The 14,403-nt window shown below is 65.8% G+C and carries 9 protein-coding genes; 5 read left to right on the top strand and 4 right to left on the bottom strand.

Going from position 1 to position 14,403, the window contains the following annotated elements; all coding sequences use genetic code 11:
• Together ACH2A7_RS09535 and ACH2A7_RS09530 are read right to left on the bottom strand one after the other, a co-directional pair.
• Positions 1-1,134, bottom strand: a complete 1,134-nt coding sequence (locus ACH2A7_RS09535) for an NAD-dependent epimerase/dehydratase family protein (RefSeq protein WP_394961637.1) — start codon at positions 1,132-1,134, stop codon at positions 1-3.
• A gap of 27 nt (positions 1,135-1,161) precedes the next feature.
• Positions 1,162-2,208, bottom strand: coding sequence for a polysaccharide biosynthesis protein (locus tag ACH2A7_RS09530; protein WP_394961635.1), 1,047 nt, complete (start codon positions 2,206-2,208; stop codon positions 1,162-1,164).
• Positions 2,209-2,403: 195 nt separating this feature from the next.
• Between ACH2A7_RS09530 and pepT the strand changes: the two genes are divergently transcribed.
• Entirely contained in the window at positions 2,404-3,621 is a 1,218-nt protein-coding gene (pepT, locus tag ACH2A7_RS09525) for a peptidase T (RefSeq protein ID WP_394961634.1), read from the top strand.
• A gap of 71 nt (positions 3,622-3,692) precedes the next feature.
• Here pepT and ACH2A7_RS09520 read toward each other — a convergent pair whose 3' ends face one another.
• Complete coding sequence (locus ACH2A7_RS09520; RefSeq protein ID WP_394961633.1) at positions 3,693-5,042, bottom strand: DUF6056 family protein; 1,350 nt, start codon at positions 5,040-5,042, stop codon at positions 3,693-3,695.
• A gap of 286 nt (positions 5,043-5,328) precedes the next feature.
• On the opposite strand from ACH2A7_RS09520, the gene ACH2A7_RS09515 reads away from it, so the two are divergent.
• Positions 5,329-6,639, top strand: coding sequence for a hypothetical protein (locus tag ACH2A7_RS09515; RefSeq protein ID WP_394961632.1), 1,311 nt, complete (start codon positions 5,329-5,331; stop codon positions 6,637-6,639).
• A gap of 47 nt (positions 6,640-6,686) precedes the next feature.
• Here the strand turns inward: ACH2A7_RS09515 and ACH2A7_RS09510 are convergent, their stop codons facing one another.
• A complete protein-coding gene (locus ACH2A7_RS09510) occupies positions 6,687-8,105 on the bottom strand; it encodes a DUF6056 family protein (protein ID WP_394961630.1) in 1,419 nt (472 codons plus the stop codon).
• Between the two features lie 160 nt (positions 8,106-8,265).
• Between ACH2A7_RS09510 and ACH2A7_RS09505 the strand changes: the two genes are divergently transcribed.
• The 3 genes from ACH2A7_RS09505 to ACH2A7_RS09495 all read left to right on the top strand — a co-directional run bounded on the left by ACH2A7_RS09505 (position 8,266) and on the right by ACH2A7_RS09495 (position 14,394).
• Positions 8,266-10,851, top strand: coding sequence for an NYN domain-containing protein (locus ACH2A7_RS09505; protein WP_394961629.1), 2,586 nt, complete (start codon positions 8,266-8,268; stop codon positions 10,849-10,851).
• A 218-nt stretch (positions 10,852-11,069) separates the two neighbouring features.
• A complete protein-coding gene (locus tag ACH2A7_RS09500; protein ID WP_394961627.1) occupies positions 11,070-12,752 on the top strand; it encodes a phospho-sugar mutase in 1,683 nt (560 codons plus the stop codon).
• A 247-nt stretch (positions 12,753-12,999) separates the two neighbouring features.
• Positions 13,000-14,394: an undecaprenyl-phosphate glucose phosphotransferase gene (locus ACH2A7_RS09495; protein WP_394961625.1), complete on the top strand. Its 1,395-nt coding sequence runs from the start codon at positions 13,000-13,002 to the stop codon at positions 14,392-14,394.
• Positions 14,395-14,403 lie beyond the last annotated feature (9 nt).

Below are 14,403 nucleotides of genomic sequence, written 5' to 3'. Positions count from 1 at the left end.
TCACACCTCCAGGGGGATGGTGTCGGGGTTTTCGGGGTCAAAGGCCTCGTTGGCCCACATCAGGGTCACCATGTCCCCCTCGCCCAGATTTTCAATGTTGTGGGTGTAGCCGGTGGGGATGTCCACCACCTCCAGCTTGTCGCCGGAGACGTGGTATTCATACACCGTCTCCTCGTCCGGCTTGCGGAATCGGATGACCCCCCGGCCGCTCACCACCAGGAACTTCTCGTTCTTTGAGTTGTGCCAGTGGTTGCCCTTCACGATGCCGGGCTTTGAGATGTTCACGCTCACCTGGCCCCGCTCCGGGGTGCGCAAAAACTCGGTGAAGCTGCCACGCGCGTCGCAGTGCATGGTGAGCGGGTAGCTGAAGGCGTCGGTGGGCAGGTAGGACAGCCAGGTGGAGTACAGCTTCTTCTCCAGGCTGCCCGCCGCGAGGTACGGCGCCGCCAGGGTCTTGCGGCCTTCGGCAAAGCCGCCGATCACCTCGGCCAGATGGCCCAGGGTGGTGACATGCTCCGGGGTCACAAGGCAGTGGGCGGGCGTCTGCCCGTCCAACACCGCCTCGCCGTCCATCGCGGCCAGGAAGGCGCGCACCACGTCGTCGATGTATACAAGGGGCAGGGAGTAGGCCGCGTCCCGCACTTCCAGAGGCAGGCCGTGGGCGGCGTTGTGGCAGAAGGTGGCCACCACGCTGTTGTAGTTGGGGCGGCACCACTTGCCGAACACCCCCGGCAGCCGGAACACATACACCGGCGCGCCGGCGGCCTCGCCGTAGCCGAACACCGCCGCCTCCGCCAGCGCCTTGCTCTTGCCGTAATCGTTGTCCAGGGTCGCCTGGGTGCTGCTGGTCACCAGCACCGGGGCGGGGGTTTCCGCCTTGGCCAGCAGTTCCAGCAGCGTGTCGGTGAGGCCGGCGTTGCCGGCGTAAAATTCGCCGGGGTCCTTGGGGCGGTTGATGCCCGCCAGATGGAACACAAAACCCGCCCTGGCGGCGTATGCCGCCAGGGTCTCGGGGGTGTCGTCCCGCTCAAAGGGCATCAGGTCGGTGTATCCTTCCGTTTTCAGCGCGGCCATCAGGTTTTTTCCGATGAAGCCGCCCGCGCCGGTGATGAGGATGGGGGTGTCTTTGCGCATGGTCTCGCCGTCCTTTTTCCAATAAACTTATTTGCCCCAGTTTGCCAGTTCGTTGCGCACATACTCGGTGGTCATGATCTTGGCCACCGTCTCCTCCACGTTCAGCCGGCGGGTGTTGTGGCTGGTGTAGCTCTCGTCCGCCTGGGTGTGCACCTGGCCGTTCACCACAAACTTGTCGTAGTTCAGGTCGCGCCCGTCCGCCGCCACCCGGAAGTAGCCGCCCATGTCCTCGCTGCGCACCCGCTCCTCCTTGGTCATCAGCGTCTCGTACAGCTTTTCGCCGTGGCGGGTGCCGATGACCTGGGTGCCGGTGTCGCCGAACAGCTGCTGCACCGCCTTGGCCAGATCGCCGATGGTGCAGGCGTCGCTCTTCTGCACGAACAGGTCGCCGGGGTTGGCGTGCTCAAAGGCGAACTGCACCAGGTCCACCGCCTCGTCCAGGTTCATCAAAAAGCGGGTCATGTCCGGGTCGGTGATGGTGATGGGCTTGCCCGCCTTGATCTGCTCGATGAACAGGGGGATCACGCTGCCCCGGCTGCACATCACGTTGCCGTAGCGGGTGCAGCAGATGGTGGTGTCCTCCGCTTTCACGGTGCGGGCCTTCGCGCCGATCACCTTCTCCATCAGCGCCTTGGAGATGCCCATGGCGTTGATGGGGTAGGCGGCCTTGTCGGTGGAAAGGCAGACCACCTTCTTCACCCCCGCGTCGATGGCGGCGCTGAGCACGTTGTCGGTGCCGATGATGTTGGTGCGCACCGCCTCCATGGGGAAGAACTCACAGCTGGGCACCTGCTTAAGGGCCGCCGCGTGGAAGATGTAGTCCACCCCCTGCACCGCGCTCTTCACGCTGGAGGGCTCCCGCACGTCGCCGATGTAAAAGCGCAGCTTGCCCGCCAGTTCCGGGTGCTTCTGCTGCACCTCGTGGCGCATGTCGTCCTGCTTTTTCTCGTCCCGGCTGAAGATGCGGATCTCGCCGATGTCGCTGGCCAGAAAATGCTTGAGCACCGTGTTGCCGAAGCTGCCGGTGCCGCCGGTGATCAAAAGGGTCTTGCCGCTGAAATAGCTGCTGTTCATTCCTGAAAACCTCCCGAAAGGTGTATCGTCCTTCGCGCCCGCGGCGCGATCCTTGCCATATACGGCAACAATCATATCATAAAAGTAACAAATTTCCAAGGGGACGGCGGCATTTCGACACTCCGCTACGCCCCTTTCTATTTTGCCCGCCCTGTGCTACAATACAATCAATCTGAGAATAAGGAGGCAAAGCCCATGCGCGCCTTTGAGCGTTTTCTTGACTATGCGAAGATCTACACCACGTCCGACGACAACAGCTGTACCCACCCCAGTACCGCCCGCCAGTTTGACCTGGCCCGCCTGCTGGAAAAGCAGATGAAGGAGCTGGGCCTGGCAGACGTGCGGGTGGACGAATGCTGCTATGTCTACGGCACGCTGCCCGCCACGCCCGGCTGCGAGTCGAAGCCCGCCATCGGCCTGATCGCCCATATGGACACCGCGCCCGCGGCCCCGGGCGAACATGTGAAGCCCCAGGTGATCGAGAACTACGACGGCGGGGACGTGCTCCTGGCCGGCACCGGCGCCTATATGCGGGTGGCCCAGTTCCCGGAACTGGCCAACTGGAAGGGCCAGACCCTCATCACCGCCGACGGCACCACCCTGCTGGGGGCGGATGACAAGGCCGGCATCGCCGAGATCCTCACCGCCGTGGAGCGGCTGCAAACGGAGCACATCCCCCACGGCAAGGTCTGTGTGGCTTTCACCCCCGACGAGGAGGTGGGCGAGGGGGCCGACCTCTTCGACGTGAAGGGCTTGGGCGCCGATTTCGCCTATACGGTGGACGGCGGCGACGTGGGCGAACTGGAGTATCAGAACTTCAACGCCGCCTCGGCGGAGATCACCATCCACGGCTTTTCGGTGCATCCCGGCAGCGCCAAGGGGCTGATGAAGAACGCGCTGAACATCGCCATGGAGCTGCACGCCATGCTGCCCGCGGACGAGCGCCCCGAGACCACCGAGGGCACCGAGGGCTTTTATCATCTGGACGGGATGCACGGCATCGTGAGCGAGGCGCACATGGGGTATATCCTGCGGGACCACGACGCCGAAAAATTCGCCGCCCGCAAGGCGGCGATCACCGCCGCGGCCGCGGCCATCAACGAAAAATACGGCCCCGGCACGGTGGAACTGAAACTCACCGACAGCTATTCCAACATGGAGCAGCAGATCCTGCCCCACTTCCACCTGATCGAAAACGCGCAGCAGGCGGTGCGCGAGGCGGGCCTGGAGCCGAAGATCGTGCCCATCCGGGGCGGCACCGACGGGGCGCGGCTCTCCTTCATGGGGCTGCCCTGCCCGAACCTGGGCACCGGCGGCTTCAACTTCCACGGCCCCTGCGAGTACATCACCGCCGAAAAGATGGACAAGAGCGTGGAGATCCTGGTGAACATCCTGAAAATTTACGCGAAGTGAGCGGCCCACAGCCGCGCAGCCGCAAAGAAAGGCCCCGCGGACAAGCCGTCCGCGGGGCCTCGCTTTGGTTGTCAGATGTCCGGGATCTCGCCGGTCTCGAAGGCGGTGTTGGTCCTGCCGGGGAAGGGGTAGGTGCGCGCCTCGTCGGCCGAGAGGCTCTCCAGCCCGTAGTACCTAGCCGTGTCGGCGCAGACCCAGTCCTCCGGGCTCCGGCGCAGATCGGGCAGGCCCCAGCCGGCGCACCAGCGGGTGTAGGGCTCGATGGCGTAGGTCACTACCTCCGTTTCGCCCGCCGCGGCGCTTGCCTGCAGGGCCGCCTCCCGGGTCTGTTTCATCACAAAGAAGCTGGCGATGTCGTACCCGGCCCAGACGAACTGCACCGACGCCGCCATGACCAGGCCGGCGGCCCCCGCCGTCAGGGCCCGGCGCGCCTCTCTGCCCTCCAGCCGCACCGCGCAGGCGGCGCAGGCGGCGGTGAGGAAGGCGAACACACCGTGGGTGGAGCGGGGGTAATACACGGGCGAGAGGATCATGGCGAAATTTGCCCCCAGGGCGGCGGCAAAGAGGATGAGGGGCCAGGCCAGCCCGGCCGCCCCCGGCCTTTGCAGCGCCAGCAGGCACAGCAGCACGGCGAAGAGCACCAGCAACACCAGCCCGCCGCCGCTCACCAGCTGGTCCAGCGCGGTGAGAAAGCGCACCGCCAGCACCGTCAGCGGGCCGCGGGGGTCGGCGGCGGCGTCCTGCCGCTGGTAGTTGCCCGGCGCCAGGATCAGCAGCGCATAGCCGGCCAGCGCGCCCAAAAGGCCCATCCAGGCCCAGAGCGGGGCTCTTCTGTCCCGCCAGAGGACAAAGCCCAGCGAGAGCGCCAGCGCCACCAGCAGCCCGGCGCTGGTGTTCTCGCTGGCCCAGCCGGCGACCAGGCCCGCCAGAAGGCTGGCAGGCGCCAGCCACCGCCGGGGCGAAAGGGCGCGGCGCAGGTGCAGCGCCCAGGGCAGCAGCGCCGCCGCGCAGAAGAAGGTGGCCCAGAGATAGTTCAGCGAGCCGCACATCCACAGGTTCGTCTGCCCGAACACCGGCGCCACCATCCACAGGCTCAGGTAGATGAGGGCCAGCACCGCCGGGTCAAAGCGGCGGCGCTCGCCCAGCGCCAACCGGTGCAGCACAAGGCCCAGCCCGGTATAGACCGCCGCATTCAGCAGGTTGAACACGCCCTTGGGCAGCAACGTGAAGCCCTGGGCGAGGCTTTTGATGATAAAGCGTCCGCTCCAGTGAAAATAGTGATGCCACTGGCTCTGCAAAACGTCCCACAGGCTGCGCAGCCGCTCGCCGGTGGCATAGCTGAAGGAAAAGGTGTAGTCGTCCGCCACATAGGGCGTCAGGCCGTTGAGCGCCAGCATGGCAAGGAACACCACCGCCGCCATCGCCGCCGCCAGTTTGACGGACGGTGCGGCGGCTTTCCATTTCTGTTTCAGAGCGCGTCCCCTCCCCTGTGAAGACCGAACCCCCGCGCGGCGGCAGAGCGGTCTGTGCTGCCTTTTATGATACGGGTATTATACCACAGGCGCACGCCCGCTGGCAACGCGGGGGAAATACGCGGCACGGTGGACAAGCCGTTTCGAATTTATTATAATTAAAAAACCGGAAGTTTACGCCCCCGACGGACCTGTGCAAAACGCCTGGCGGGGCGCATGGAAATGAGGGAAACAGGTGCTTTCATCGCTTTTTACCACCGGCATTTACGGCTATCTCGATCTGGTGCTGATCGGCTGGAGCCTGGGCCTCGTGTGGCTGGGGGGTCTGGCGCTTCTGAAAAAGGGGAGCTTTACCCAAAAGGTCCGGGCGGCCCTTGCCGACGAACATCTCCTCTTCGGCGACTGGTGCGGCGCCGCGCGGGCGGGGGCCGGCGACTGGGCGTTTGCCGTTTCGATGGCTCTTTTGCAGTTTGACACATTCTTCATGAACAGCAACATGCGGCAAATTCACGCCGCCTGGTACGCCTTCCTGGCCACCTGGCTGGAGGTGGTCTATTTCGGGCTGCTGATCCTCAAACTGGTGCTGCTCACCCGCTACTCCGGCCTGCAGCTGGCAGCGGGATACTGCTTCTTCTTTGTGTTCCGCTGGGTGTTTTTGAACAGCGGGCAGTTCTGGGTGGTGGCGGGCATGATGTTCTTTTTGGGCGCGAAGGACATTCAGCCCCGCCGCACCCTCCGGATGGGCCTCGCGGTGAGCGCCGCCAGCTTTTTCGCGGTGACGGGCGCCGCCGCGCTGGGATGGATCCCCACCCTCCGGACCCAGGTGGATGACCGCCTGCGGGACAGCTTCGGCTACGGCTGGTTCAACCTCACCGGCGTCATCCTGCTGGCCCTGTGCGTGATGTATGTCTGCTGGCGGCAGGCGGAACGTCTGCGGTGGTACGATTTCATTGTGCTGGCCGCCGCCCTCCTTTTCTGCGACCGCGGGCCGTACAGCCGCGCTTCCACGGTGTGCATCGCGCTGCTCATCCTGCTGGCGGCGCTGGCGCGCTTTTTCCCCAAACTGGCAAAGCCGGCGGGGGCGCGGGTGCTGGTGAGCGCCGCGCCGGCGGCCGCTTTCGGCGCAAGCCTGCTGGGCGGCCGGCTGTACGATCCGTCCGTTCCGCTCTGGACGGCTTTGGATTCGCTGCTCACCGGCCGGCTGAGTCTGGCCCATGAAGCGCTGGCCGGCAGTTCCGTCGCCATCGCCGGCCAGCGGCTCACCGACGCCGGCTTTCTGGTGGACAATTTCTATGTGAATCTGTGGATCTGGGGCGGCCCGGTGGAGAGCCTGCTGTTCTGGGGCGCGGTGACGGCGCTGTTGTGGCGGCTGATGAAGAAAGGCACCGTGACCGAGAGCGCCTGTCTCGTGGTGATGCTGGCTCACGCGGTGATGGAGGGGCATTTCATCTGGCCCTGCATCAATGTCTGCCTGTGGCTGCTGCCCTGTGTGCTGTACCTGCTGCCCCGGCAGCGGGTGGCGGGGTTCGGCCGGTCTCCTGAATAACAAAACTCCCCACGGATCATTTCCGCGGGGAGTTTTTGCATGGGAACTCATTCCAGCGCCAGGCTCATCTCCTGGTCCACCGTGTTGGAAAAATCGTCGTATCCGGGGAAGGGGTAGTAGTGCTGTTCCACCGCCCGGATGCTGCCCACCCCCAGGTGGAGCGCCATGTTCACGTTCACCCAGTTGCCGGGGTCCCGGCGGATGTCCGGCTGGCCCCAGGCGCCGCAGAACCGGGTGTAGGGGAACACCGCATAGGTCGCTATGTCCTCTTCGCCTGCCTGCGCCGCCGCGACGATGGCCTCATCCCGCACGCGGCGCATGGTGTAGTAACTCAGGATGTCATAGCCGCCCACCAGCAGGTCGTAGGCCAGCACCACGCCCAGGGCCCCGGCCAAGGCGCCGCGCAGCAGGCGGGCCGTCTGTGCCCGCGCCTGTGCCAGGGCGGCGATGCAGCTGGCGTTGGCGCACACCAGCATCGCCAGCACGGGGTAGAAGGAGCGGATGTAGTATACCGGCGAGAGCACCAGGGCGTAGTTCGCGGCGAGGGCCAGGACGCAGAACACCGCGGGCAGCACAAGGGCTTTCGCTCCCGGCCGGGTGAGGGCCAGCAAGCCGTAGAGGGCGCCGAAGGCCACCAGCAGCCAGGCGCCGTAGAGCAGTAGGGCGTGGGTGGCGTTCATGATGCGGGTGGAGTAGACCGTGAGGAACCCCCGGCCGTCCGACCCGGCAAACTCAAAGCGCACCCATTGGCCCGGCGCGCACATCAGCAGCAGAAAACCGGCCAGGCTGCCCGCCGCACCGGTCAGCGCCCACAGGGGGAACTTCCCGGTGAACAGCCGCACAAGCGCCAGGAACGCCACCGCCGCCAGCACCGCCATGCCGCTGGTGTTCTCGTTGCCCCAGCCGGCGGCCAGGCCCAAAAAGAACATCCCCGCCGCCGGCTTCACACCCGTCCACGCCAGCCCGTCCAGCGCCAGGCGGTAGGGGAGAAGGAAAAGCAGGCAGAACACCAGAGGCCACAGGTAGCCGCAGGACCCGCACAGCCACAGGTTCACCGCCCCGAAGCAGGGGTTGAAATGAAACAGTGCGCCCAGCACCGCCGCGAGCAGCAGAGGGTGGACCGGCCGGCTGCCCGCCGCCAGCTTGGCGCAGGCCCAGACGGACACACAGAAGACAAGGGCGTTGACCGGGTTGAAAAGCCCTTTTCCCAGAAAGAGAAAGATCTGGTTCAGGCTGATCACCAGGGTGCGCCCGCCCCACTGCAGATAGTGCTGGATCTGGGACTGAACGATGTCCCCGAAGGATCGCACCGGCTCATGGGTGGGAAAACGGAGGAAATAGGAGTAGTCATCCGAGATCAGGGGCGTCAGCACGTTGAACAGCAGCATCACCAGGAACGCGGCGCCCAAAACGGCGGCGCAGCCCCACCAGGCGGCGGAGCGCCTTTTCGCAAATTCAATTCGCAACAGCGGTCACCTCACATCGTTGGCAAAGCCCTCGCGCCGCCCGGCACGGGGGCTTTGCCCTGTTATTATAGACCATGGGGCGCGTTCGTGGCAATGGACTTTTTCCAAAAGTGCGATACAATACAATAAGAAGAGAACCAGGCAGGGGGAAAGAAACGATATGAGACGCATCACCGTCGGCATCCTGGCCCATGTGGACGCGGGCAAGACCACACTGAGCGAAGCGCTGCTCTACCGGAGCGGCCGGCTGAAAAAGCCCGGCCGGGTGGATCACGGCGACGCCTTTCTGGACACCGACGAGCTGGAGCGCCGCCGGGGCATCACCATCTTTGCCAAGCAGGCGGTGCTGGCCCTGCCGGACGCGGTGCTCACCCTGCTGGACACCCCCGGCCATGTGGATTTTGCCGCCGAGGCGGAGCGCACCCTCTCGGTGCTGGACTGCGCCATCCTGGTCATCAGCGGCACCGAGGGGGTGCAGAGCCACACCGCGACCCTGTGGCAGCTGCTGCGCCGGCGGAAGGTGCCCACCTTCGTGTTCGTGAACAAGATGGACCTGCCGGGGGCGGAAAAGGAGGCGGCGCTGGCCGATCTGAACGCCCGGCTGGACTCCGGCTTTGTGGATTTCACCCTGCCGGAGGCGGACCTCATGGAGGAGCTGGCGGCCCTGGACGAGGCGGCCCTGGAGGAGTATCTCTCCGGCGGCGCGGTGTCCGGAGCCACCACGGCGGGGCTTATCGCCGCCCGGCGGGCCTACCCCTGCTATTTCGGCTCGGCGCTGAAGCTGGAGGGGGTGGACGCGCTGCTGGAGGGCCTGGCCCGCTGGGCCCCGGTGCCGCTGTACCCGCCGGATTTCGGCGCGCGGGTGTTCAAGATCTCCCGCGACGAGCAGGGGACACGGCTGACCCACCTCAAGGTCACCGGCGGCTGCCTGAAGGCCAAGACCCCGCTGGAGGGCCGCACCGCTGCGGGGCAGCCCTGGCAGCAGAAGGCGGACGCCCTGCGCCTGTATTCCGGGGCGAAGTACGCGCCGCTCACCGAGGCGGAGGCGGGCACGGTCTGCGCCGTCACCGGCCTGGAGCACACCTGGCCCGGCGAGGGGCTGGGGGCCGAGCCGGACGCCGAGGCGCCGGCGCTGGAACCGGTGCTGGCCTGTGAGGTGCTGGCGCCCGAGGGCACTGACTCCGCCGACCTTTTGGCAAAGCTGCGGCTGCTGGAGCAGGAAGACCCGCTGCTGCAGGTGGAGTGGAGCGAGGCGGCCGGCCGGGCGCAGGTGCGGCTGATGGGCGAGGTGCAGCAGCAGGTGCTGGCCAGCCGGATGAAGAGCCGCTTCGGCCTGGAGGTGGCCTTCGGGCCGGGCAGCATCGTGTACAAGGAGACCATCGCCGCCCCGGTGGTGGGCATGGGCCACTTCGAGCCGCTGCGCCACTACGCCGAGGTGCACCTGCTGCTGGAGCCGGGGCCGCGGGGCAGCGGCCTTGCGCTGGCAAGCCGGGTGAGCGAGGACGAACTGAACGGCAACTGGCAGCGGCTGATCCTGAGCCACCTGGCCGAGCGGCGGCATCCCGGCGTGCTCACCGGCAGCCCCATCACCGACATGAAGATCACCCTGGTGGCGGGCAAAGCCCATCTCAAGCACACCGAGGGCGGCGACTTCCGCCAGGCCACCTTCCGGGCGCTACGCCAGGGTCTGATGCAGGCGCAGAACATCCTGCTGGAGCCTTGGTATGCCTTCCGGCTGGAGGTGCCCGCCGAGAACCTGGGCCGGGCCATGGCGGACGTGCAGCGGATGGGCGGCCGGTTCGATGCGCCCGAAACGGCGGGGGAGACGGCGCGGCTCACCGGCGAGGCGCCGGTGTCGGAGATGACCGGCTACGCCGCCCAGGTGGCGGCCTACACCAAGGGCAACGGCCGGCTGTCGGTGACGGTGAAGGGGTACGAGCCCTGCCACAACGCCGACGCGGTGATCGCCGCGTCGGGCTACGACCCCGAGCGGGACATCGAAAACCCCGCCGACTCGGTGTTCTGCAGCCACGGCGCGGGGGTGGTGGTGCCCTGGCGCGAGGCGGCGCAGCGGATGCATCTGGAAAACCGGGTGCGGCTGGCCGGCGAGGAGGCTGCGCCCGCCGCGCCGCAGCAGGCGCAGCGCGCCCGCCCGGCCACCGGCCTGGAGGAGGACGCCCAGCTGGCGGCCATCTTCGAGCGCACCTATGGCCCGGTGCAGCGGCGGGAACTGCTCTTCCGCAGCCCGAAGGAGGAGGCGCCCGCCGCGCCGGCGGGGCCCTGGCGGAAAACGCCGGAATATCTTCTGGTGGACGGCTACAACGTCATCTTCGACTGGCCGGACCTGAAAAAACTGGCGGCGCAGGACCTCTCCGCCGCCCGTGAAGCGCTGATCCAGGTGCTGTGCAACTACCAGGGCTACCACCAGTGCACCCTGATCGTGGTGTTCGACGCATACCGGGTGAGCGGAGGCACCGGCGGCGTGGAGCGGCAGGGCGGCGTCTGGGTGGTCTACACCAAGGAGGCGGAGACCGCCGACGCCTACATCGAAAAGGTGACCTACGAATTGAGCCGGCTGGAACAGGACCGGCGGGTGCGGGCCGTCACCAGCGACGGCGCCGAACAGCTCATCATCCTGGGCCACGGCACCCTGCGGGTCTCCGCCCGGATGTTCCGGCAGGAGATGGCCCAGACCGAGCGGGAGATCGAGCGCATCATCGCCGAGCACAACGCCCGGCGGGGGTGAGCGCCCATCTCAAACGAAAGCCGCCGTTCCGCCGACGCCCGCCCGAGGCCGGAAAAGCCCCGGAGAGGTGTTGTCCGGGGCGGCGGCTTATGCTATAATAAGTCGAAATCTCCCGGCAATCGGGTATGGCCCTGTTGCCGGCTTTGCCAGCCCCGTATCCACTGGGGCAGAAAACAGCAAAAACAACGGCGGAGCGGCGCGCCCCGCCGGAAGGAGCAATGAAAATGGAACAGCAGGAATACAGCCGCTGGCTTTCCCGGCCGGATCTCACGCCCGAACTTCGGCAGGAGCTGGAGAGCATCCGCGGCGATCAGGCCGCGATCAATGACCGCTTCTACCGGGAGCTGGAGTTCGGCACCGGCGGTTTGCGGGGCGTGCTGGGTGCGGGGAGCAACCGGATGAACATCTTCACCGTCCGCAAGGCGACCCAGGGCCTCGCGGCATATGTTCTCGGGCTTCCCGGCGCGAAAAAGCGGGTGGCCATCGCCCACGACAGCCGCATCAACAGCCGGCTGTTCGCGGTGCAGGCCGGCTGCGTGCTGGCGGCAAACGGCATCACCGCCTTCCTCTATCCCCGCCTGGAGCCGACTCCGGCGCTGTCCTGGGCGGTGCGGGCCCAGGGGTGCGATGCCGGCATCTGCATCACCGCCAGCCACAACCCCGCCAAATACAACGGGTACAAGGTGTACGGCGCGGACGGCTGCCAGATCACGGTGGAGGCGGCCAAGGCCATCCAGCAGGCCATCGACGGGGTGGACTGCTTTGAGGGCGTGGCCATCCTGCAGGAGGAAGAGGCCCGGGCCCGCGGCCTGCTGTGCGACACGCCCGAAGCGGTGCTGGACGGGTTCGTGGACGCGGTCTATGAGCAGCGGATGCCGCTGTCCCAGCCGCTGCCCGCCCTGCGGGTGGTCTACACCCCGCTGAACGGCACGGGCCTGGAGTGCGTGCGCCGCATCCTGGACCGGATCGGCGTCACCGATGTGACCGTCGTGCCTGAGCAGGAGAAGCCGGACGGCAACTTCCCCACCTGCCCCTACCCCAACCCGGAGATCCGCGAGGCGCTGCAGAAGGGCATCGAACTGTGCGAGACCGTGCAGCCGGACCTGCTGCTGGCCACCGACCCGGACTGCGACCGGGTGGGCATCGCCGTGAAGAACGAGGGCGAGTATGTGCTCCTCTCGGGCAACGAGGTGGGGGTGCTGCTCCTCGATTTCATCTGCCGCGTGCGGCGGCAGGCGGGCACCATGCCCGCCGCGCCGGTGGCGGTGAGCACCATCGTCTCCACCGACATGGCGGACGCGGTGGCCCAAAAGTACGGGGTGGAACTGCGCCGCACCCTCACCGGCTTCAAATTCATCGGCGAGCAGATCGGCCTGCTGGAAGGGCAGGGGCAGCGGGAGCGGTACATCTTCGGCTTTGAGGAGAGTTATGGGTATCTCTCCGGCCCTCATGTGCGGGACAAGGACGGCGTGAACGCCTCCATGCTCATCTGCCAGATGGCGCAGTTCTACAAGGCGCAGGGCAAAAACCTGGCGCAGGCCATGGAGGAACTCTACCGGGAATTCGGCTGCTATCAGAACAGCCTGCACAGCTTCACCTTTGAGGGGCAGGCGGGCTTTTCCCGGATGCAGCAGATCATGCGCACGCTCCGCGAACAGCCGCCGGTGGCCATCGGCGGCCTGGCCGTGGAGAAGGTCGTGGACTACGCGGGCGGCCTGCATGGCCTGCCGAAGGCGGATGTGCTGGAATTCCACTGCGAGGGCGGCGCGAAAGCCATGGTGCGTCCCAGCGGCACCGAGCCCAAGATGAAGCTGTATCTGTTCGCCCGCGGAAAGGACCGCGCTCAGGCGCAGGCGGTCCTGGAGCGGCTGCGGGCAGGAATGGAAGGCAATTTGAAATGAGAACAGGGTCCGCCCCGGCAGCACGCCGGGACGGGCCTTTTCCTCGTTTGGAAAACACGACTATCCGGCTCGACGGACGAACCCTGTCAAAGCGCGCTGGAAAAGACGCGAGAATTGGGAAAAAGTGCAGGATTTTACATCCGTAAATCGGTACCGCACATTGTCGTACACAGGGGAAAATGGTATAATAAGAAAAATTCCGCTTACGCGGCGCGCCCTGCGCCGATTTGAATAAGGAGATATTCCCGTGATCCGAAGAAACCAGAAACTTTTGAACGCGGTCAATATGATCTTGGACGCGATCCTCATCTTCTGCTCCTACCTGCTGGCCACCTACATCCGGTTCGATGTGATGTACGGGGCTGCCCCGGCGCTGCAGCTGGCGTGGAACGCGGCCTTTTTTCGCGGCGCATTTTTCTACACGGTGGCGCTGGTGGGCGCCTTCTACGCCTTTCGGCTGTACGGTTCCTACCGGTTCCAGTCCCAGATCCGGGAACTGTCGGTAATCTTTCTGATCAACGCGGTGGGTGCCACGGCGATCACCGCGTTTTTATATGTCACCCGGCTGGCCGATTTCTCCCGCCTGGCGATCTTCTTCTTCTTCATCCTGTCCACCGTTTCGGTCTCCCTCAAGCGGATCTGCCTGCGGGCGCTGCTGCGCCATTTCCGCAAGCTGGGCTACAACCAGAAGCATGTGATCGTGGTGGGCAACGGCCACTTTGCCCGGCAGTATATGGAGGATGTGAAGGCGCGGCCCTATCTGGGATTCGTGGTGGACGGCTATGTGAGCAAGACCGAGAAGCCGGGCATGGGCCTGCGGCTGGGGGAGTACGAGGAGCTGGAGTCGATCCTGGAAGCCCACGACACGGACGAGTTGATCGTGGCGCTGGAGCCCCATGAGATCCGCTTCATGGGGCAGGTGCTGGCCTGTGCCGACAAGGAGGGCATCAAGGTCTGCATCATCCCGTTCTACAACGATTACATCCCCACCCATCCCACCGTGGACGTGATGGGCCGCACCAAACTCATCAACATCCGCACCACCCCGCTGGACAACGTGCTGTGGCAGATCGTCAAACGCGGGGTGGACATCGCGGGTTCGCTGTGCCTGATCGTGCTCACCAGCCCGGTGATGCTGGCGGCGGCCATCGGGGTGCGGCTGTCCAGCCCGGGGCCGATCATCTTCCGGCAGGAGCGGGTGGGCAAAGACAAAAAGAAGTTTTGGATGTACAAGTTCCGCAGTATGCGGGTGAACGCCGCCGAGAACACCGCCTGGAGCACCGACGCCGACCCCCGCAAGACCCGGTTCGGCAGCTTCATCCGCAAGTACAGCATCGACGAGCTGCCTCAGCTGTTCAACGTCCTCAAGGGAGAGATGAGCCTGGTGGGGCCGCGGCCGGAGATCCCCTTTTATGTGCGGCATTTCAAGGAGGAGGTCCCGCTGTATCTGGTGCGCCAGCAGGTGCGGCCGGGCATGACCGGCTGGGCGCAGGTCCACGGCCTGCGGGGCGACACCAGCATTGAAAAGCGGGTGGAATACGACATCTGGTACATCGAGAACTGGACCCTGTGGCTGGACATCCGCATCCTGTTCATGACGGCCTTCGGCGGGATGAAAAATAACGAGCAGATCGCCAGATGACGGCAAAGG

The organism is Candidatus Allofournierella merdavium, assembly GCF_944382735.1.
GTDB classification, from domain to species: Bacteria; Bacillota; Clostridia; order Oscillospirales; family Ruminococcaceae; genus Allofournierella_A; species Allofournierella_A merdavium.
This window is presented reverse-complemented; position numbering and strand designations above follow the sequence as displayed.